The 17501-nt window shown below is 64.0% G+C and carries 24 protein-coding genes; 17 read left to right on the top strand and 7 right to left on the bottom strand.

Features of this window, described 5'->3' with window-relative positions; all coding sequences use genetic code 11:
• The first annotated feature begins 18 nt into the window (after positions 1 to 18).
• From B4400_RS19270 to B4400_RS19250, 5 genes are all read left to right on the top strand, one after another.
• Positions 19 to 1272, top strand: a complete 1254-nt coding sequence (locus B4400_RS19270; protein WP_078312173.1) for an NADH:flavin oxidoreductase/NADH oxidase family protein — start codon at positions 19 to 21, stop codon at positions 1270 to 1272.
• The gene (locus tag B4400_RS19265) at positions 1269 to 1685 is read left to right on the top strand and encodes a nitroreductase family deazaflavin-dependent oxidoreductase (protein ID WP_078312172.1); all 417 of its coding nucleotides are present in this window, start codon (positions 1269 to 1271) and stop codon (positions 1683 to 1685) included. The genes B4400_RS19270 and B4400_RS19265 overlap by 4 nt, the downstream gene beginning before the upstream one ends.
• A 52-nt stretch (positions 1686 to 1737) precedes the next feature.
• Positions 1738 to 2685, top strand: coding sequence for an oxygenase MpaB family protein (locus B4400_RS19260; protein ID WP_078312245.1), 948 nt, complete (start codon positions 1738 to 1740; stop codon positions 2683 to 2685).
• Between the two features lie 8 nt (positions 2686 to 2693).
• Complete coding sequence (locus tag B4400_RS19255; protein WP_078312244.1) at positions 2694 to 3293, top strand: TetR/AcrR family transcriptional regulator; 600 nt, start codon at positions 2694 to 2696, stop codon at positions 3291 to 3293.
• A gap of 68 nt (positions 3294 to 3361) precedes the next feature.
• The gene (locus B4400_RS19250) at positions 3362 to 3982 is read left to right on the top strand and encodes a TetR/AcrR family transcriptional regulator (RefSeq protein WP_078312171.1); all 621 of its coding nucleotides are present in this window, start codon (positions 3362 to 3364) and stop codon (positions 3980 to 3982) included.
• Here B4400_RS19250 and B4400_RS19245 read toward each other — a convergent pair.
• Complete coding sequence (locus B4400_RS19245; protein ID WP_078312170.1) at positions 3972 to 4526, bottom strand: SRPBCC family protein; 555 nt, start codon at positions 4524 to 4526, stop codon at positions 3972 to 3974. The two genes, B4400_RS19250 and B4400_RS19245, sit on opposite strands and share 11 nt — an antisense overlap.
• Positions 4527 to 4761: 235 nt before the next feature.
• Here B4400_RS19245 and B4400_RS19240 point away from each other — a divergent pair, with 235 nt between their 5' ends.
• A complete protein-coding gene (locus B4400_RS19240) occupies positions 4762 to 5052 on the top strand; it encodes a YiaA/YiaB family inner membrane protein (RefSeq protein WP_078312169.1) in 291 nt (96 codons plus the stop codon).
• Here the strand turns inward: B4400_RS19240 and B4400_RS19235 are convergent.
• Together B4400_RS19235 and B4400_RS19230 are read right to left on the bottom strand one after the other, a co-directional pair.
• On the bottom strand, positions 5049 to 5945 hold the full coding sequence (locus B4400_RS19235) for a hydroxymethylglutaryl-CoA lyase (protein ID WP_139360041.1): 897 nt from the start codon (positions 5943 to 5945) through the stop codon (positions 5049 to 5051). The genes B4400_RS19240 and B4400_RS19235 overlap by 4 nt on opposite strands.
• Positions 5946 to 5980: 35 nt before the next feature.
• Positions 5981 to 7180: a CaiB/BaiF CoA transferase family protein gene (locus B4400_RS19230; RefSeq protein WP_078312168.1), complete on the bottom strand. Its 1200-nt coding sequence runs from the start codon at positions 7178 to 7180 to the stop codon at positions 5981 to 5983.
• A 125-nt stretch (positions 7181 to 7305) separates the two neighbouring features.
• Between B4400_RS19230 and B4400_RS19225 the strand changes: the two genes are divergently transcribed.
• The 5 genes from B4400_RS19225 (at position 7306) to B4400_RS19205 (ending at position 10430) form a co-directional block, all read left to right on the top strand.
• Positions 7306 to 7860 (top strand): RNA polymerase sigma factor, encoded by a 555-nt coding sequence (locus tag B4400_RS19225; RefSeq protein ID WP_078312167.1) that lies wholly within the window; start codon positions 7306 to 7308, stop codon positions 7858 to 7860.
• Positions 7857 to 8552: a Rieske (2Fe-2S) protein gene (locus B4400_RS19220; RefSeq protein WP_078312166.1), complete on the top strand. Its 696-nt coding sequence runs from the start codon at positions 7857 to 7859 to the stop codon at positions 8550 to 8552. The genes B4400_RS19225 and B4400_RS19220 overlap by 4 nt, the downstream gene beginning before the upstream one ends.
• Positions 8553 to 8629: 77 nt before the next feature.
• Positions 8630 to 9091, top strand: coding sequence for a cupredoxin domain-containing protein (locus B4400_RS19215; RefSeq protein WP_078312165.1), 462 nt, complete (start codon positions 8630 to 8632; stop codon positions 9089 to 9091).
• A complete protein-coding gene (locus tag B4400_RS19210) occupies positions 9088 to 10020 on the top strand; it encodes a metallophosphoesterase family protein (RefSeq protein WP_078312164.1) in 933 nt (310 codons plus the stop codon). The genes B4400_RS19215 and B4400_RS19210 overlap by 4 nt, the downstream gene beginning before the upstream one ends.
• Positions 10017 to 10430, top strand: a complete 414-nt coding sequence (locus B4400_RS19205) for a hypothetical protein (RefSeq protein ID WP_078312163.1) — start codon at positions 10017 to 10019, stop codon at positions 10428 to 10430. Before B4400_RS19210 ends, B4400_RS19205 begins: the two co-directional genes overlap by 4 nt.
• Here B4400_RS19205 and B4400_RS19200 read toward each other — a convergent pair whose 3' ends face one another.
• A complete protein-coding gene (locus tag B4400_RS19200; RefSeq protein WP_078312162.1) occupies positions 10431 to 11204 on the bottom strand; it encodes an SDR family oxidoreductase in 774 nt (257 codons plus the stop codon).
• Positions 11205 to 11353: 149 nt separating this feature from the next.
• On the opposite strand from B4400_RS19200, the gene B4400_RS19195 reads away from it, so the two are divergent.
• Genes B4400_RS19195 through B4400_RS19185 form a run of 3 tightly spaced genes read left to right on the top strand, consistent with a single transcriptional unit; the run spans position 11354 to position 13435 of the window.
• Entirely contained in the window at positions 11354 to 12358 is a 1005-nt protein-coding gene (locus tag B4400_RS19195) for a LysR family transcriptional regulator (protein WP_078312161.1), read from the top strand.
• Complete coding sequence (locus tag B4400_RS19190; protein ID WP_078312160.1) at positions 12348 to 12980, top strand: phosphoribosyltransferase; 633 nt, start codon at positions 12348 to 12350, stop codon at positions 12978 to 12980. The genes B4400_RS19195 and B4400_RS19190 overlap by 11 nt, the downstream gene beginning before the upstream one ends.
• 26 nt (positions 12981 to 13006) lie before the next feature.
• Positions 13007 to 13435 (top strand): hypothetical protein, encoded by a 429-nt coding sequence (locus B4400_RS19185; protein ID WP_078312159.1) that lies wholly within the window; start codon positions 13007 to 13009, stop codon positions 13433 to 13435.
• A 3-nt stretch (positions 13436 to 13438) separates the two neighbouring features.
• On the opposite strand, the gene B4400_RS19180 is transcribed toward B4400_RS19185, so the two are convergent.
• A complete protein-coding gene (locus B4400_RS19180) occupies positions 13439 to 14476 on the bottom strand; it encodes an endonuclease/exonuclease/phosphatase family protein (RefSeq protein ID WP_078312158.1) in 1038 nt (345 codons plus the stop codon).
• 155 nt (positions 14477 to 14631) lie between these two features.
• Between B4400_RS19180 and B4400_RS19175 the strand changes: the two genes are divergently transcribed.
• Positions 14632 to 15291: a DedA family protein gene (locus tag B4400_RS19175; protein WP_078312157.1), complete on the top strand. Its 660-nt coding sequence runs from the start codon at positions 14632 to 14634 to the stop codon at positions 15289 to 15291.
• Here the strand turns inward: B4400_RS19175 and B4400_RS19170 are convergent.
• Positions 15288 to 15908: a CGNR zinc finger domain-containing protein gene (locus B4400_RS19170; protein WP_078312156.1), complete on the bottom strand. Its 621-nt coding sequence runs from the start codon at positions 15906 to 15908 to the stop codon at positions 15288 to 15290. The genes B4400_RS19175 and B4400_RS19170 overlap by 4 nt on opposite strands.
• Before the next feature lie 135 nt (positions 15909 to 16043).
• On the opposite strand from B4400_RS19170, the gene B4400_RS19165 reads away from it, so the two are divergent.
• Entirely contained in the window at positions 16044 to 16376 is a 333-nt protein-coding gene (locus tag B4400_RS19165) for a hypothetical protein (RefSeq protein ID WP_078312242.1), read from the top strand.
• A 223-nt stretch (positions 16377 to 16599) separates the two neighbouring features.
• On the top strand, positions 16600 to 16884 hold the full coding sequence (locus tag B4400_RS19160; RefSeq protein WP_078312155.1) for a hypothetical protein: 285 nt from the start codon (positions 16600 to 16602) through the stop codon (positions 16882 to 16884).
• Positions 16885 to 16974: 90 nt separating this feature from the next.
• Here B4400_RS19160 and B4400_RS19155 read toward each other — a convergent pair whose 3' ends face one another.
• Complete coding sequence (locus B4400_RS19155; RefSeq protein WP_078312154.1) at positions 16975 to 17454, bottom strand: DUF3237 family protein; 480 nt, start codon at positions 17452 to 17454, stop codon at positions 16975 to 16977.
• Positions 17455 to 17501 lie beyond the last annotated feature (47 nt).

Raw genomic sequence — 17501 nt, 5'->3', positions numbered from 1 at the left:
TGTACTAGCGTCGGCCGCGTGGCAGACCTACACGACCCCCTCCCCCTGGCCTCGGGCCAGGTTCTGCGCAATCGGCTCATGAAGTCGGCTCTCAGCGAGGGCCTCGGCGACACATCCCAGGGCCCTGACCACCGACTCGTCGAGCTGTACCGCCGCTGGGGAACCGGTGGCTTCGGCCTCCTCGTGACCGGCAATGTGATGGTCGACCGCAGTCATCTGGGCGAGCCGGGGAACGTGGTCATCGAGGACGACAGGCATCTCGATGGACTGTCCCGGTGGGCCAAGGCGACCAAGGACGGCGGCGGCCTGATTTGGATGCAGGTCAACCATCCCGGCAGGCAAGCCAACCCACTCGCCACGGCATCCCAGCCAGTGGCACCGTCGGCAATCAAGATGAACGTCCCCGGCTGGCAGGCCCCGCGCGAGCTCGCCGACGACGAGATCGAGAACATCATCGACCGCTACGCCACCACGGCGACGATCGCGGATGCCGCCGGGTTCGACGGTGTTCAAATCCACGGCGCACACGGCTATCTCGTGGCGCAGTTCCTGTCGCCGCGCACCAACCGGCGCACCGACCGGTGGGGCGGTGACCCCGAACGTCGCATGCGCTTCGTCCTCGAAGTTGTCCGCCGTACTCGGGCTGCCGTGAGTCCCGGTTTCTCGGTCGCCATCAAGCTCAACTCCGCGGACTTCCAGCGCGGAGGCTTCACCGAGGAGGAGTCGCGGGCAGTCATCGCGGCACTCGCCTCCGAAGAGGTCGACCTCATCGAAATCAGCGGCGGTACTTACGAATCGCCAGCGATGGAGGGCAGGCCGCTGGTGACATCGGCGTCGACCCAGGCCCGCGAGGCCTACTTCCTGGAGTACGCCCGCACCGCCCGCGAGGCGGCCGGTGATGTACCGATCGCGGTGACGGGCGGGTTCCGCACCGAAGCCGCGATGTCGGAGGCCGTCCGATCGGGTGATTGCGATGTCGTGGGACTCGGGCGCCCAACCACCGTCAACCCGGTCGCCGCCGACAGCCTGCTAACCGCACGCCAGGACAAGCTCACCGTTCCGGACGCCTCTCTTCCCATGCCTGCGTGGCTCGCGGCAACCGGCAGGGCGAAGTCTTTCCTCAGCGCACTGGAACTCCAGTGGCACAACACGCAACTGCACCGCCTGGGCGCGGGGACTGACCCGGACCCCACTATCGGCCCATGGATCACCGCACTTCGGCTCCTCAAGAACAATGGAGTCGACGCCTTTCGGAGAAGGAGAAGTTCATGACGGACAAGACACTGCGCAAGTTCCGCAGGGAGCGGGCGATGGGGCGCTACCTGCTCAATCCAGCCGTCGCGGCACTGACGAGGCTCGGCCTGCGCACGGCGCTCGCCTCGGAGCTGGAGACCACCGGACGCAAGACCGGCCAGCTGCGCCGGGTCCCGGTCTCCGTCCAGTTCGACGCGACCGGCGCGTGGGTGATCAGCCAGCACGGCACCCGCTCGGGCTGGGGCAGCAACATTGCCGCGAACCCGAATGTCCGCCTGAAGCAGGGAAACAGGTGGCGCACCGGCACCGCCCAGTTCCGGCCCGATGATGACGTCGTCGCGCGCGGCCGCAAGTTCGGGGCCGTCGGCGCGCGGGTGGTCAAGGCACTGGAGACCACCCCCGTATCGGTGCGTATCGACTTCACCGACTAATCGCCCTTGGCACACTTGCGCAGTTTTGTGCCATTGAGCTAGCGTGGTGCTCATGGTCGATCAGAGCGCCATCACTCGCCCCGTCAGCCTGGACGAAGGGCTGCGCGAAGCAATTCCCATGCCCGTGGACGACGCCGCCGACGACTCCGTGGAAACACCGAGACTGGGTGCCGACTCCCTGGTGTGGAAGTTCTACGGCGATATCCGCGGCGTGCTGGGCTTTCAGCGACTCGCGGGCACCGAGAACTGCATCGAGCAGCTGGGCAAGGCGGTCGAGGACCACTCGGTGATCTTCACCGACACCTTCGGCCGCGCACGCCGCTCCGGCCCGCCCATCATGAAGACCATCTATTCGGCAGACCCGCAGAAGTGGGGCCGGATGGTGCGCGATTTTCACAAGCCGATCACCGGAACCATCAGCGACGGTTCGCGGTACCACGCGCTCAATCCTGAGCTCTTCTACTGGGCCCATGCGACCTTCGTCGATCAGGTGCTGTACATCACCGACACCTTCATCCGGAGGCTGTCCCGCGCGGAGAAGGTACGAATCTTCGAGGAGAGCAAGGTCTGGTACAGCCTGTACGGCGTCAGCGCGCGCAATCAGCCGCAGACGTACGACGAGTTCGTCACGTACATGGAGGGGATGTTCGACCGGTTCGTGCCGACGAAGACGATCCTGTACGCCACGGGTTACATCCGTCAGGGTGTACCCGGGCCCAAGCAGATTCCCCAGCCGGTGTGGCGGGTGCTATCAGCGCCACTGAACGCCTTCATCCGGACGGTCATCGTCGGAACACTCCCTCCGCAGATGAAGGCCGTCTGCCGACTGGAGTGGAACGACAAGAAGGAGCGCAACTTTCAGCGCTTCGCCAAGGTCATGCGCACGCTGAACCCGGTATTCAACAGGCTGCCGGTGCGCGCCCTGTATCTGCCGTGGGCTTCTGAGGGCTGGAAGCGTGAAGGAGTCGACCCCCGCCCGCTGCACAACCGGGCAGCATGACCGCACCGATGAGCGGCTTGCGTCAAGAGGCGAATACTCAGGGGGTGACCGACGCCCCGCCCGCCGATGCCGTGCTCGACGCCGCGCGCACCGAGTTCGAGCGCCATGGCATGCGCCGCGCCAACATGGACGCCATCGCGCGACGTGCCGGGGTGAGCCGACGCACCCTCTACCGCCGCTTCCCCACCAAGGAAGCGTTGTTCGAGCACCTCATCGAGGCCGAGAGCCTGCTCATCTTCGGCCACCTCGCCGTCGCGGCCAACGGCCAGGATGCGCAGGGGGCCATTGTCGAGTGCTTCACCTTGGCCATGCGGCTCATCACCGAGAACCGGTTGGCGTGCACCATCATCGAGAACGAGCCCGAGTTGGTGATCGGACTGAATACGCCCTCGGGCGACAAGGCCATCGTGCGGGCCAGTGCCCTGGTGGCGACCTCTCTTCGGCACAGCGGCGTCACCATGCCCGACGAGGCGGTGCTGGCAGTATCGGAAATTCTTGTGCGCCTTGTGGGTTCGTTGCTCACCAATCGCGCGGGCGTTCTCGATATCACCGATACCGTCGCAGTGCGACGCTACGCACAGACATATCTCGCACGCATGGTGTGGTGAGTCCCGGTTCAGAAACTGACCATGAGTCGGGATCTGACTAGACTGCCTCCATGGCTACTCGGCGGCAGATGTACGCAGAACAGACTCGTTCCGATCTTCTGGATTCCGCACGCCGGCATTTCACGACCACGGGCTACAACAGCGTCACCGTCGATGACATCGTCAGCAGCATCGAGGTCAGCAAGGGCACGTTCTACTACCACTTCTCCGACAAGCAGGCGATGTTCACCGCACTGCTCACCGAGTGCCTGACCGAGACGGCGGACACCGTCACCACCGCCATCCGCCGTCTGGACAAGCCTGGCCCGAGCGGCCCGCAGGTCGCGGCCACCTCCGCATGGGTCTATCTGTCGCGATCACTCAACGACAAGACCTACCGGGAACTCATGCGTCAGGCGCCTATGGTCCTCGGCGAGGAGACGTACCGCCACATCGACGAGACCATCGTGCTACCGCCACTGGTCACCCTCATGGAAACTCTCGCCGCCCGTGGCGAGCTGAAGGCCGGCGTGCACACGCCCATGGCGGCCCGGATGCTCATGACGATGTTCGTCACGGCCAACAGCATCATCGCCGAATCCGATGATCCCGCAACAACGATGACCGAAGTCGCCGACACGATCGCCACGATGTTCAGCGGGATCGTCCTGGGTGATGTCCCACTCTCGAAGGCGGCGGCTAACGGATAGCCAGGAACAGCAGCGTCCGCAGGAACGGGCGCACCGCGAACGCCGTCCAGCGCAACGGGAACCAGCCGACCCACTTCGGGGTGCCTGCCACCGTCCAGCGCACCAGCACCTTGTTCCCGTCAGCGGCCAGCTCCCAGCGTTCGCCGAATGCCTTGAGCACCAGTGGAACTGAAATACCGGTGCCGATCGCGACCAGCTTGAGGCCCTCCTCGCTGTGGACCACCTTCTCGGTGATCGCGAACAACGGCGTGCGGGTCACAATCTGGTCGCCCGATCTCGCCGGCCCGGACACGAAAGGAATCGACTCCAGATAGCCGCCCTCCGAGACCTGGGTCCACACACGTTCAACGGGCCCCGGCACGCTGATCTGCGCAGTGACTGCGAACGATGCCGTCTTGTCGAAGAAGTCCGTGTCCGGCATGGTCACCCCAAAGCGGCGGGGCCCGCTGTCGCCGGAGGCGAGGACGAAAAGCACCGCCGCTCCCAGCAAGCCCCCGAGGGCCAGCACTCCCACGACGATCCCCAACAGCACCGGAGTGGACATGGTCCTCCTTGAATTCGATGTGGCGCTAACTGACCCGAGAGTCAGTTAGCAAGCTAGACCTCTTGCCAGCACCGAAGAAGGGCAAGCGCGCAAGTTAGTGACCGAGGCCAGCCCACAGCACCATTTCCTGGGGCCAGCCCCCGTATCGCTACCAGCGACCTGCACGCAAACTTGCGCCCGCATATCGGGTAGCTCTACTCATGCCATACGAAGCGGCGGCTGCCACCGTGGTCGTATGAGCACATCGGAGCCCACAGTCCGCGCGTCCACCGCGTATTACATCCAATCCGCCATCGCCTTCGCGGTCGCATTCGCTTCGACGCTGGGCGGCATCGTGTACCTACCGATATCGCCGTGGCCCCGCGCATTCCTCGCGGTGTGCACGCTCTTCCTGGTGACCAGCTGCTTCGGGCTGGCGAAGGTCGTGCGTGACACCCACGAATCGCAACAAGTGCGCAACCGGATCGATGAGGCGCGCATCGAGCAGATCTACGCCGAACACAACCCGCTGAAGTCGGCGGTCTAGTTCAGCAAGCGGTCGCCCGCGCGCAGCAGAGCGCTCGGGACCGCGTGCCCGACTACTGATTGCACCACTCGGGCCGCCTCGATCGCGGCTTCGAGATCAACGTCGACGTCAATATCGCTGTCCCGCAGTAGATATACCAGATCCTCGGTGGCGATATTGCCGGTCGCTCCGGGCGCGAACGGGCATCCGCCGAGTCCGCCAATCGAAGAATCGAGCCGCGTCACCCCGGATTGCACGGCGGCATAGGCGCTGGCCAAACCGGATCCACGGGTGTTGTGGAAGTGCGCGCCCAGCGGCGCGTCGCCGACAATGGGTCGAACGGCCGCAACGAGATTCGTAACGCGGCGCGGCGTTGTGGTGCCGATGGTGTCGGCCAGGGCGAAACGGTCCGCGCCCCATTCCCGGGCCCGGCGCACGATATCGAGGACCCGCTGTTCGGGGGTGGGGCCGTCGAAGGGGCAGTCCCATGAGCAGGCCACAATGACCTCCACGGTGGCACCCGTGTCACGCGCGAGCGCCACGATCTCCTCGATGCGCGCGGTGGCCTCGGCACTAGTGCTGCCGACGTTGGCGCGACTGTGTCCGTCGGACGCAGAGACCACGTACTCCAGCGAGGTGAGACCCGCCGCAAGGGCGCGCTTGGCACCGTTAGGGCTGGCGACGAGTGCGGAGAATTCGATATCCGGATAGTTGTACAGCTGCGCGGACAGTTCGGCGGCGTCGGCCAGCGCCGGCATCTTGGAGGGGGACACAAATGCGGTGGCCTCGACCTCGCGCACCCCTGTCGCGGCGATCGCGTCGAGAAGTTTCAGCTTGTCCGCCAACGAGATCGGTGCCTCAAGCTGAAGGCCATCCCGCAGCAGCACCTCGCGGATGGTGACGTGGGCGGGCATCTGCGCTTGCTCTTCGCGCACGCGGCTCATCGAACTCACAGCACCCCCTCGGCGCGCAGCTTGTCGATATCTGCGGCGCTCTTCCCCAGCAGCCCCACGAAGACGTCCTCGTTGTGTTGCCCGGGTCGGGCCGGGCCCGCATTCCGGACGCCGCCCGGCGATTCGGACAGCACCGGAACCACTCCCGGCCCCAGCACCGAGCGGCCGAGGCGCTCGTCGAAATGCTCGACGAGCATCTCACGCGCCTTGAGCTGTGGGTCCTGCACTACATCGGCAACGGTGTTGATGGGGCCGGCGATCACCCCGGCCGCGCTGAGCACATCGATGATGTCGGCGGGCAGGCGTCGCGCCGCCCACCCAGCGATGATGGTGTCGAGCTCATCCTGATTGCGGCCACGGGCAACGTGATTGACGAATCGATCATCGGTGCTCAGCTCCGGCTGATCCATCGCCACACACAATCTGCGGAAGACGGTGTCCTGGTTGGCGGCGATGACCACCCAACTGCCATCGGCGCTCTGGTAGATGTTCGAGGGCGCGATGCCCTCCAACCGAGTACCCGACGGACCCCGCACCACCCCACCCACGTCGTAATCCGGAATGGTGGATTCCTGTACGGCCAAACAACTCTCGGTTAACGCCGCATCGACGATCTGTCCGCGACCGGTGACGGTCCGCCGATAGAGCGCCGCCAGTGCGCCCTGGGCCGCGAACATCCCGGCGAGAGTGTCACCAATCGAGAGCGCCATCCGTGGCGGCGGACCACCGGGGAATCCGTTGAGGTGCCGCAGGCCGCTGGCGGCTTCGGCCACTGAGGCGTATCCGGCCTTGTGCGCGTCCGGACCGGTCTGTCCGTAACCGGAGACGCGGACCAAGATGATGCCGTTGTTGCGTTCCGCCAGGACGTCGTAGCCCAGACCCCACTTCTCCAGAGTCCCTGGCCGGAAGTTCTCGACGATCACATCCGACTTCTCGACGAGATCGAGAAACAGTGCGCGCCCGGCCTCGGTGCGCAGATCAAGGGTGATGGCCTTCTTGTTGCGAGCGTGCACCGTCCAGAACACGTGGTGCCCGTCGACCTCGGCCTGGCCCCAGGTCCGAAGCGGATCCGGTGCACCGGGCGGCTCGATCTTGAGCACCTCGGCGCCCATATCACCGAGTAACCGCCCCGCGAAAGGCCCGGCGATCAGGGTGCCCAGTTCCAGCACCCGGATCCCATCGAGAGCACCCGTCATTGCAGTGACGCTACCCCGAACCAATTGGCCGCCGGCATCGTGTAACCACCGGCACTACTTCTCATCAGAGGCAGACATCCAGCTGCCTTTCGAGGGACGTTTTGGGGACGGGACAACCGACGGTGATGACACAACGTGATCCCACCGCCCGGCGCGGCTTGCGGGCCGTCCCGGCGGGTGACGATCACTACCCGGACTGGCAGTCCGTGTACCAAGACAATGCCGTCTGGGTCTATCGCACCATCTACGCACGGGTGGGCAATAGGCCAGATACCGAGGATCTGACAGCCGAGGTATTCCTGGCTGCGTTGAGGCCGTTACGCCTGACGGTGACTAAGGCCGAGGTACGGGCCTACCTGCGGACGGTTGCGCGCACGGTGCTCGCCGCACACTGGCGCGAGACATTGGGCCGCGAGATCACCTCGATCCCCGACATGCAGGACATCGCCGACCGGCCGCCCGACTCCGAGGAATCCATCAGCACCGCACCGCTGCACGCGAAGGCTGTATTGGACGCATTACCGGACAACTATCGTCGGATTTTGGAACTGCGATTCCTGCAAAGCTGTTCGATCAAGGAGTCCGCCGCCACGATGGGTGTCACCGTCGCCAATGCCAAGGTGCTCCAACACCGCGCACTGCGCCTGGCCGCCCAGATCAACGAACAGGACCTGTCATGAATCCGCGTGGGCTGCGCCGCTACGTCGACGACCTGCTCCGGGGCCGCCGGCCCAAGCCGTTCCGTCCTGACGATTTCGAAGCGGCGCAGATCCGGACGGCGATCGAGCTGCGCGCGAGCCAGCCCGGCGACGACACTCCGAGCCAGGAGTTCCTCGCGAACCTGCAGGGTCGCCTGGCCGAGCAGATGGGCGATGCCCCAGCGCCTTCCGGCCAGCCGCGATGGCAAGCACCCACCCGCCGGAGCCTCCTCGTCGGCACCTCGGCGGCCGCTACCGCCGCCGCGGTGGCTGTCACCGCCGACCGCCTGATCACCCAGAAACCGCAGACCGACCCCCAGCAGGACTCGGGCGAGATCGTCCCCAACACCGGAAGTTGGCAGCGGGTCGCCGCCAGCAGTGCGGTCCCCGATGGCGGAGTGCATCCCTTCGACCTCGGATTCGTCAACGGATTCGTGCGTCGGGTGGGCGGCAGGGTAGAGGCGGTGTCGGGCGTGTGCACACATCAGGGGTGCAAGCTCTGGTTCGACGGGGCGCATGACCGCTTGCAGTGCCCATGCCACACCACATCTTTCACCACCGATGGGCGGGTGATCACGCACCAGCTGCCCATCGCACCCAAGCCGCTACCCACGTTGGAAGTGCGCGAGGCCGACGGTCACATCGAGGTGTTCGCACCCGATCGTCCCGCCTGATCCGGTTGTAACCCCCGCCCCTATCTCTGTGCGGTGGTCCGCAACTCGCCGCGGACTCGTCCATGGAAAGGGGCACCATGTATTTGTCTTCGTCGCGCTGTGCCGCAGTTGCCGCGGCACTAGCGATCCCGCTGGCAGCATGTTCCGGCGGAAGTAGCACCACATCCGATGCGCCGCTGTCGATCACGATCGCTTCTGACGCCACCGGCACTCTCGGCATGTCCGGGCACAGCATGCCCGGTATGTCCTCCATACCGGCAACCGGCGCCGCTCCCTCGTCGCCGGCCCCGGCAGGTCCTGCAGTGAACATCGAGAACTTCGCCTTCAATCCCCCCGCGTTGACCGTGCCCGCGGGCACCACCGTCACCTGGACGAACAAGGACGAAGAACCGCACAACGTGGTGGCCGAGGATGGCACGTTCCGCTCCCCCGGACTGGACTCCCAGGGCACCTTCTCCTATCAGTTCGCCAAGGCGGGTACCTACCAATACGTGTGCGGCATCCACCCCTTCATGAAGGCGACGGTAGTAGTGCAATGACCAATGAACAGGATCCGCAGAGCATGTCCCGGCGGCAGCTGATCCGGCACACCGCGTGGTTCGGCGCCGCTGTCGCACTGACTGTCGCTGGTGGAGAAGTTATTTCGCGTGTATCGGGTTCGGCCACGGCGGCCAGCGGCGCCCACCCGACGCTGCGATTCGCGCAGATCAGCGACAGCCATATCGGGTTCAACGGCACCGCCAATACCAACGTCGCCGATTCCTTCGGCCATGCGATCAACCAGATCAGCAATCTGGGCTATACCCCGGACTTTGTCATCCACACCGGCGATCTCACGCACCTGGCCACCGATGAGCAGTTCGATCAGGTGAAGCAGATGATGTCCGGGATCAGCACCCCACATGTCTTTACCGTTCCGGGTGAGCATGATTCGGTTGACGACGCCGGGCAGAAGTACCGCGGTGTCTTCGGCGGCGGTACCCGTGGCGACGGGTGGTACAGCTTCGATATCGCCGGTGTCCACGTGATCGGGCTGGTCAACACCCTCAATCTGAAGAAGCTCGGCCACCTCGGCGGTGACCAACTCGAATTCATCCGCAAGGATCTCGACCCCTTGTCCGCCGACACCCCGATCATCGTGTTCAGCCATATCCCGCTGTTCGCGATGTATCCCGAATGGGGTTGGGGTACAGATGATTCCGCACAAGCCCTGAGCTACATGAAGCGGTTCGCGTCCGTGACATGCCTCAACGGACATGTGCACCAACTGTTCACCAAGACCGAAGGAAACATCACCTTCTACAGCGGTACGACTACGGCCTATCCCTTACCCAAGCCGGGCGACGGTCGGACTCCGAAACCGGTGACACTGCCGGCCGGTCAGCTGCACGACATCCTGGGCATCCGCGAGGTCAGCTACGTGAAAGGTAGTCAGGCTCTTGCCATCAAAGAGGACAAACTGACATGAACCTCGCATACCGCCTCACCTTGGCCGTGGCAATGGCCGTCAGCGGGTATGCCCATGCATTCTTGTATATGCATGGTTATCAATATATTCCGGCCATCGGGCCCGCGTTCCTGGCGCAGGCCAGCGTCTTCATCGCGTTGGCTGCGCTCATCGCTGTGGGCGCGCCCGACTGGATCATCGCGGCGGCGGGTCTGGGTTCGGCCGGAGCGCTCGTGGCCTTCGCGCTGTCCCGCACCATCGGCCTGTTCGGGTTTTCCGAACGCGGTTGGGACCCGGCACCGTATGCGGTGATCAGCGTGCTGACAGAACTGGCCGCCGTCGCCTTGGCGAGCGTTCTACTCGCCAAATACGTACGGCGGCCAGTTCCCGCGACCTCGACGTCCCGGACGAGGCCGCTATCGCAGCAGTGACTACTTCGTGGTGTAGCCGCCGTTGATCAGGATGGTCTGCCCCGTAATCCACCAGCCATCACTGACCAGGAAGCGGATGAACGGAGCGATGTCCTCGATATCGGTCAGGCCGGTCTTCGAGAACGGCGAGAGCGCGGCGGCGGTCTTGTGATACGCCACCGCATCCTCACCCTCCGCCGGGTAGAAGAACGGCGTGTCCATCGGGCCCGGGCCCACCGCGGTCACCGAAATACCACGCTCCCCGAACTCCTTCGACGCAGCGCGGGTGAAGTGTTCGACGGGCGCCTTGGTTCCCGCGTACGCCGCGTAGAACGGGGTGTACGCGCCCAGCAGCGATGTCACCAGCGTGACGATCTTGCCGTTGTCGTTGACGTGCTTACCCGCCTCCTTGAGGAACAGAAATGCGGATTTGGCGTTGACCGCGCTCGCCGAGTCGTACTCCTCCTCGGTGATTTCGGTGAGCGGCTTTTTGATGACCTTGCCGACTGTGTTGATCGCGATGTCGGGACGCCCCACCGCTTCGACGGTGTCCGCGAATAGTTTGCTTACGGCGTCTCCGGTGGTCAGGTCACCCTGGAACGCCACCGCCTTCGCCCCGCCCGCTTGGATCGCAGCCACCGTCTCATCGGCCGCATCCTTGCTCGACGCGCTGTTGTAATGGATCGCGACGGCACCGGCGCCATTGGCGGCGAGATCCCGGGCGATCAGCCCACCCAGATTCTTACCTCCACCGGTGACAAGAACTGTCTTACCCTTTAGCGAATGATCTGTCACTCGATTATCTCCCTTTACGCGTGTGTGGACCCGCCATTGCGAGTGGGTCTCATGGTTACCCACATCTCCCTACAAAATCGTAGGTTTAGCTAGCACAAGGAAAAACCACATTATTCTTGTATAAACACAAGTAGGAGTTGTCATTGCAGATGAGCGCGACAGCCGAAGGTAGTTCGCTGGCCAACTTGCTGGATTCCCGGCGATTGTTTCAGTTCGTTGTGGCCGCGGAGGCGCCGACTCTGGCCGCCGCTGCGGCGGAATTGTTTATCACCCAGCAGGCGCTGTCGTCGGCGATACGTCAACTGGAGCGTGACCTTGGCGTCGAGCTGTTCTCACGCGCGCAACGCAGTCTGCAACTGACCGACGCCGGCCACGAGCTGTACACCGGCGCACGGCCGCTCCTGGCCGGAATACGTGTACTGGCCAACGCGACACGTAACTTCTCGAATCCTCAGCGGGCCTTTGTTATCGGACACTCTCCCGCGATATCCAGTGAGGAGGTCTATCGGATCATCGAGCCGGCGGTCATCGCGGACCCCCCGGTGTCGATCACCGTCCGGCAGGTCTTCCCGGGCACCATGCGCGATGGCCTCCTCGATGGCTCGCTCGATCTGGCGCTCCGCCGCGGGGTGGATATGCCCACTGACCTGGCCACCGACACTCTGCTCTACCAGCCGCTGCGCATCGCGGTTGTGCAATCTCACCCCCTCGCCGCCGGCGATCGGATCGATATCACCGCGATCGCGGACTATCCCATCGTGGTGTGGTCCCCGCCCCGCCACTCCTTCTACACAGACCTGCTGGTTTCACATTGCCGCCGAAGCGGTTTCGAGCCACAACTACTGGTCAATCCGGTGCAGGGCACCCCGCCGTACACGGCGGTGCTCGCGCACCCCGATCATTGCGCGTTCGTCACCGACGACCCAGGCGTTGTCTACCGCGGCAAGGTGCGAGTGATCGAGATCGTAAATCCCCCACTGGTTCCCGTGCAGGCGGTGTGGCTCCCGCATTCGGTGTCGGCCATCCGTAACCGGTTGTTCGAAGCCGCGCAGCGCGCGGCTGTTGTCAGCACGACGTCGCAGTTGGAAGATGGAGGCATTCGGAGCACGAGCCCAAAACCCGCCCATGTCACCCCCGTATCGGATGTTCAGTGATCGCCAGGACGCCGGCCGCGTACTGGCGAGCATCCTTGCGCCATACAAGATGCGGGACATCGTGGTGCTCGCGCTGCCACGTGGCGGAATTCCGGTGGGGCGGGAGATCGCGTCAGCTCTGAGCGCCCCGCTGGAGGTGCTGGTCGTACGCAAGCTTGGCGTTCCGGGACATGAGGAGTACGCGATGGGAGCCATTGCCAGCGGCGGCGAGGTGGTCGTCGACGAGGACATCGTGCGCGCGATGGGAGTCAGCCTCGAACAAGTCCGGGATGTGACCGCCCGTGAGCGTCGCGAGTTGGTCCGACGCGAACAGCTGTACCTGCGACAGCGCAGCATCGACCTCGCGGACCGGACCGTCATTCTGGTCGATGACGGCATAGCCACCGGTGCGACGATGCGCGTCGCATTGCGAGCGATCAGGCGAACATCGCCCGCCCGAGTGGTGGCGGCGGTTCCCGTTGCCCCCCGATCGGCATTCCACCGGTTCTGTCCCCTTGTGGACGATTTCGTGGTCGCGTCGTGCCCCTCCCGATTTCAGGCGGTAGGCGACGCCTACGAGGACTTTCACCAGGTCTCCGACGGCGAGGTCCGTGCCCTGCTCTCGCCGCCGATCACTAGATGACCCGACCGGGCGCCTACCGTGGGGGCATGCGCATGGTTGTGATGGCAGTCCTGTCCCTCCTCGCCCTCGCGGGTTGTGGCGATCGCGGGCTCGATACGCCGCGGGCCGCGGCCGATACCTCGGTCGCCACCCCTACGGAGGTTCCACCCGCCGCGTCATCTGTCGTATTTGAGGACGACCCGCGCATCGTCGACAGCCGCCCAATGACATTCGACACCTGGAGTCGCTCCCCGGACGGCGACGCTGTGATCGTGCACTTCACCAGCGGCACACCGCAGTGCCACGGCGTGCACGCGACCGTCCGTGAGACCGATGACGCCGTCGAGATCGCGTTGCACGGTGGCACGCCACCGGAGTCCGTCGGCAAGGCGTGCATCCTGATCGCCGTGCAGGGCTCTCTTGCCGTGCCGCTCGCGAACCCACTCGGCGACAGGCGAGTTCTCAGCGCGTCGTGACGGTCACTTGACGGGGTCGTGCTTGAAGCTCACCCTGACGATGCCGTGGTCGCCGGTACCCGTCTCCCGGTGATTCTCGAAGTTGAGATGGTCGTTGTTGATCAGCAGCCCGTCGAAGAGCCAGACCCGCTTACGGCTGTGGTCGTAGAACTGCTCGCTGACCATCACGTGATCGAGCGACTCCCGCAGATCTTGATGTACGTGGGTGTAGTACACGTCGCGTGTGTCCCGATATTCCTGCAACGTTTGCGCCGAGTAGAGCCCAAAGTCGCTGCCACCCTGAGAATCTCCCACGAGATAACGCGGCTGGCTGGTCAGGATGTTCGCCGTGTTGCTCTCTTTCCCATCATTCATATCGCCCAGCACGATGACCGGAGTCTCGGTGTCGCGCATGACACCGTTGAGTAGCACCCGCACAGCCACTGCCTCGGCGGTTCGGCGGATGGTTGAGATCCCGTCACCCAGCGCCTGTTGATGCGGCCGATAAGTCGCCGAGGACTTCTTGTACCAAGCCTCCCTGCTGATCTGCGTGGGCAGCTTGGACTTGAGATGCACCACAAAGACTTCCGTAGCCGGTTCGTCGTCGCGCAGCTGAACCTGGAAGTTCAGCACGGGCCGGGAAAAGCTCTTGATCGAGACGTCGATAACGGGTGCCTGCGGGTCCGCGGGGTCGTCCCTGGACTCAAGGCGCACGGCCTTGGGGAAGTCGGTTATCCACCTGGGCTTTCCGGTCAATAGGCCTTTACGAACCAGTGCGGCGCAGGTGATGGAGGTTCCTATCGCCGGAGTGGCCAGGACGTCGTATTCGTCGGCCAGGCCCTGCGGATCCACCGCAAGAACCGACTCCAGTGCGCTCTTGCTCCACACTTCCTGCATTCCGACGATGTCCGCCCCGACGATCCCCAATTGCCATGCTGCCCATTCGCTCTTGCGCTTGAACTCCTCGGGAGTCCATGGCTTGGAGGTGGGGTAGAGCGGCGTGTCCGCGTCCTGCAGGTTGTACATGTTGAACGTCGCGACACTGAAGGTGGTGCGAGCCATACTTGCCACGGTATTCCGCGAACCTCCGTACGTCGAGGGTATTCGCCCGGTTGCCACCTGTCCGTCGTGCCGGCACGTCCACCCACCGTGAGCGCGCCAGGTGGGGTTCTCGTGTTGTTTCCTATCCCGCAATGTTCCGTGGCTAACTTCCAGCCATGGACATGGGTCTGGCGCCCGCTGACGTCATGGATCCGATGTACTGGCTGGGCGCGGGCGGGTTTTTCGGCGGCGCCGTACTGGCCGGAGTCATGGTTATCGTCTTCATCGAGACCGGCCTGCTGTTTCCGTTTCTCCCCGGCGACACGCTGTTGTTCTCCGCAGGACTGATTGCCGCCCAGCCGAATTCACCTGTCTCGATCCAACTGCTGGCGCCATGCGCCGCACTGGCGGCTCTGCTCGGCAGCCAATGCGGGTACTTCATCGGACGCCGGCTGGGTCCGGCGCTGTTCAAGAAGGAAGATGCTCGCTTCTTCAAACAGCGGTATCTGACCGCCTCCCGCGAGTTCTTCGATAAACACGGACCCAAGACACTGCTCGTTGCTCAGTTCATCGGCGTGGTGCGCACCTTCACCCCGGTCATCGCTGGCATGTCGGGGATGCGTTATCCAAAATTCTTGCTGTACAACGCCATCGGCAGCGCAGCGTGGGGTGTGGGACTCACGACGATCGGCTACCTCCTGGGTAACGTCGCCTTCGTCGGCGAACACCTGGACATCATCATCCTGGTGGTCGCCATCTTGTCGACCCTCCCGGCCGCCGCGACGGCCGCCAAGGTGTTCCTGGAGAAGCGGCGCGCGGTCACCGATAGCGGCTAGGAGCCCACCACGGTCTGACGGTCGTAATGCCGCTTCACCCGAGCGCGGTTACCGCACTTCGGCGTGCACCATTCCCGACGAGGGTGCTCCTTGACGAAGTAGAGCACGCAGTGTGATGCCAGGCAGGCACGCAGTTGGTGGCGTTCCGGGCCGCCGAAGAAGTCGACAGCCTCACGAGCGATCAACCCGACGGTCAACCGTGCCTGCGATCCGCGGGCCGTCGCCGCCCTACTGGGCTCTCCGTCCACCGGCCACACCAACTCCGCCCGGGCACGCGCGAGCGTGTTGATCGTGGCGACGGCCTGGGTGTGGGTCATGCCGGATGTCGGCGGCCTCGGATCCTCGGTGACTTCGGCGGCCAGGCACCGCAACGCGTCGCGCAACGCCCGCAGGTCACCGGCGACGAACCGCGCATCCTCCAAGGAGAAGGCAATCGTATGAGCACCCGATTCGGCCAGGATCCGGTCCGCCATGGCGGTGAGCCATGCGTACACCGACTCATCACCGTCCAGGGCATCCCGGACACCCTCGCGACCACCACGAACCGTGTTCATCAGTTCCACGGGAAGTGGTTCACCGAGAATCGCGGCGATAGTGCCGGACGTGCCCGTTTCCATGCCACGACTGTATCTCTCCTAATGGATAGCGCCACCTGTAACCATGTGGCCTATCTAACAGTGAAGAGGAAATACCCCCTAATGGTTAGAGGTTATTCCAAACGTTAGAACTTCTCAACGGTGGAAGGAACCGCCATGAACACCCAGATCACCTCATTCACCCGGTCGGCCATCCGGTCAGCGGTCTCGTTCTTGGTGGCAGTCGCCGCACTCGGAGCGATGGCCGTGGCCTCATTCGCGCTGAGCGCGCAGGCCTCGGCGTCCGCCGGAGGCGGGTCATCCGCCGGAGGCGGGTCATCCGCCGCCGACACCGTGAACCAGTTACAGGCGCAGGGCTATACGGTCCAGCTGAACGGCATCGCCGACGCACCGCTATCGCAGTGTGTGGTGACTGGCGTCGAGGGACTGCGCGGCGCCACCGCCTTCTCGACGGTATATGTGGACATCTCCTGCCCCACGCACAACTGAATCGAACTGAATTCGCGGACGCGGACCGCCCCCGGTCATATGGCCGTGGGGGTCCGCGTCTGCCGTATTCGATTGTCCTGCTTTATCGAACAGGCCAGTCTTACCGATTATTCCGCACCGGGCTGACTGACTTATCACAGGCCATCATGGATGGCAACAGATAGCGCTCATGTTGTTACAAGCATCGCACGTAGATCTTCAAAAGCATTGGAGCGCAGACAACATGACCGCTATCACCGCCACCTCGAAGGCAATTTCCACGAACGCCAGCCGCGTTGTCGCAGCGGCCGGCATCGGTCTCGCGATCCTGGTGCCAAGCTTCGCCGCCATCGAATTGACCGCCGCGCCGACCTCCAGCGTCGTCGCCGGCGCCGGCAATAACGGCTCCGGAGGAAACAACCGGGATCATGCCCGGCTGGGCACCGGCCAGTACTCGATGAACAACTCCGGCCCGCAGATGCGGTACACCCCGCCCGCCAGCGGCGAGTTCATCGGCGGCATCAACTAAACCTTCCAAAGCCCAAGGGCCGCTTCCGAATCAGCCTACGGAAGCGGCCCTTTGCCGTTGAACGAGAAGATGGACAAGCTAAGTCAGGGATCAGCGGACTTCGAAGTACTCATCGTGGTAGACACCCATTCCCCCCGCGCCGTCACCAACGACAACTCCGCGAAATACTGCGTGTACCTTGTTCATCCAGCGGTACTGGTCACTGCCGGTCTCGAAATGTGCATGTCCCCGCAAGACAGCTCCGGCCGAAAAACCTGCCGACATATCGCACCGGCCATGGCCGTATATATAGATCGCCGCGCCGTCAGCGGTCTGCATAGTTCCTCGATAATCTGCGGTGCCAGTCCCGTCCGGCCCGATAACGAACCAGTCGGCATTCGCGCGGCCCAGAGTCTGCGCGGAAATCCCTCGACCCTCCAGCCTGCCCTCCGGAATTTCGATAACCACTCGTGTCCCGGCTGGCGTGGCGGGCAGTACTACGTACTGCGCCACATGCCAGACGCCCCGGAAGAGCGGCACCAACGAGATGCTCTCGTCAACACCCGGCAGTTTCTCCTCGAACGTCAGCATCACTAACCTCCATTCGGTGGCATTACCTCGCCGTATCAAGGTAATCT

Origin of the sequence: Mycobacterium sp. D16Q13 (assembly GCF_002013375.1) — a bacterium.
In the GTDB taxonomy this organism is placed as follows: Bacteria; Actinomycetota; Actinomycetes; order Mycobacteriales; family Mycobacteriaceae; genus Mycobacterium.
This window is presented reverse-complemented; position numbering and strand designations above follow the sequence as displayed.

Coding starts and splice junctions, on each gene's coding strand:
- B4400_RS19230 (WP_078312168.1), bottom strand. CDS start 7,180: ATGACGGGTGCTCTCGATGGGATCCGGGTGCTGGAACTGGGCACCCTG.
- B4400_RS19245 (WP_078312170.1), bottom strand. CDS start 4,526: ATGTCCACTCCGGTGCTGTTGGGGATCGTCGTGGGAGTGCTGGCCCTC.
- B4400_RS19210 (WP_078312164.1), top strand. CDS start 9,088: ATGACCAATGAACAGGATCCGCAGAGCATGTCCCGGCGGCAGCTGATC.
- B4400_RS19165 (WP_078312242.1), top strand. CDS start 16,044: ATGAACACCCAGATCACCTCATTCACCCGGTCGGCCATCCGGTCAGCG.
- B4400_RS19190 (WP_078312160.1), top strand. CDS start 12,348: ATGTTCAGTGATCGCCAGGACGCCGGCCGCGTACTGGCGAGCATCCTT.
- B4400_RS19255 (WP_078312244.1), top strand. CDS start 2,694: ATGAGCGGCTTGCGTCAAGAGGCGAATACTCAGGGGGTGACCGACGCC.
- B4400_RS19220 (WP_078312166.1), top strand. CDS start 7,857: ATGAATCCGCGTGGGCTGCGCCGCTACGTCGACGACCTGCTCCGGGGC.
- B4400_RS19215 (WP_078312165.1), top strand. CDS start 8,630: ATGTATTTGTCTTCGTCGCGCTGTGCCGCAGTTGCCGCGGCACTAGCG.
- B4400_RS19175 (WP_078312157.1), top strand. CDS start 14,632: ATGGACATGGGTCTGGCGCCCGCTGACGTCATGGATCCGATGTACTGG.
- B4400_RS19160 (WP_078312155.1), top strand. CDS start 16,600: ATGACCGCTATCACCGCCACCTCGAAGGCAATTTCCACGAACGCCAGC.
- B4400_RS19185 (WP_078312159.1), top strand. CDS start 13,007: ATGCGCATGGTTGTGATGGCAGTCCTGTCCCTCCTCGCCCTCGCGGGT.
- B4400_RS19155 (WP_078312154.1), bottom strand. CDS start 17,454: ATGCTGACGTTCGAGGAGAAACTGCCGGGTGTTGACGAGAGCATCTCG.
- B4400_RS19265 (WP_078312172.1), top strand. CDS start 1,269: ATGACGGACAAGACACTGCGCAAGTTCCGCAGGGAGCGGGCGATGGGG.
- B4400_RS19170 (WP_078312156.1), bottom strand. CDS start 15,908: ATGGAAACGGGCACGTCCGGCACTATCGCCGCGATTCTCGGTGAACCA.
- B4400_RS19195 (WP_078312161.1), top strand. CDS start 11,354: ATGAGCGCGACAGCCGAAGGTAGTTCGCTGGCCAACTTGCTGGATTCC.
- B4400_RS19250 (WP_078312171.1), top strand. CDS start 3,362: ATGTACGCAGAACAGACTCGTTCCGATCTTCTGGATTCCGCACGCCGG.
- B4400_RS19225 (WP_078312167.1), top strand. CDS start 7,306: ATGACACAACGTGATCCCACCGCCCGGCGCGGCTTGCGGGCCGTCCCG.
- B4400_RS19235 (WP_139360041.1), bottom strand. CDS start 5,945: ATGCCCGCCCACGTCACCATCCGCGAGGTGCTGCTGCGGGATGGCCTT.
- B4400_RS19180 (WP_078312158.1), bottom strand. CDS start 14,476: ATGGCTCGCACCACCTTCAGTGTCGCGACGTTCAACATGTACAACCTG.
- B4400_RS19205 (WP_078312163.1), top strand. CDS start 10,017: ATGAACCTCGCATACCGCCTCACCTTGGCCGTGGCAATGGCCGTCAGC.
- B4400_RS19240 (WP_078312169.1), top strand. CDS start 4,762: ATGAGCACATCGGAGCCCACAGTCCGCGCGTCCACCGCGTATTACATC.
- B4400_RS19260 (WP_078312245.1), top strand. CDS start 1,738: ATGGTCGATCAGAGCGCCATCACTCGCCCCGTCAGCCTGGACGAAGGG.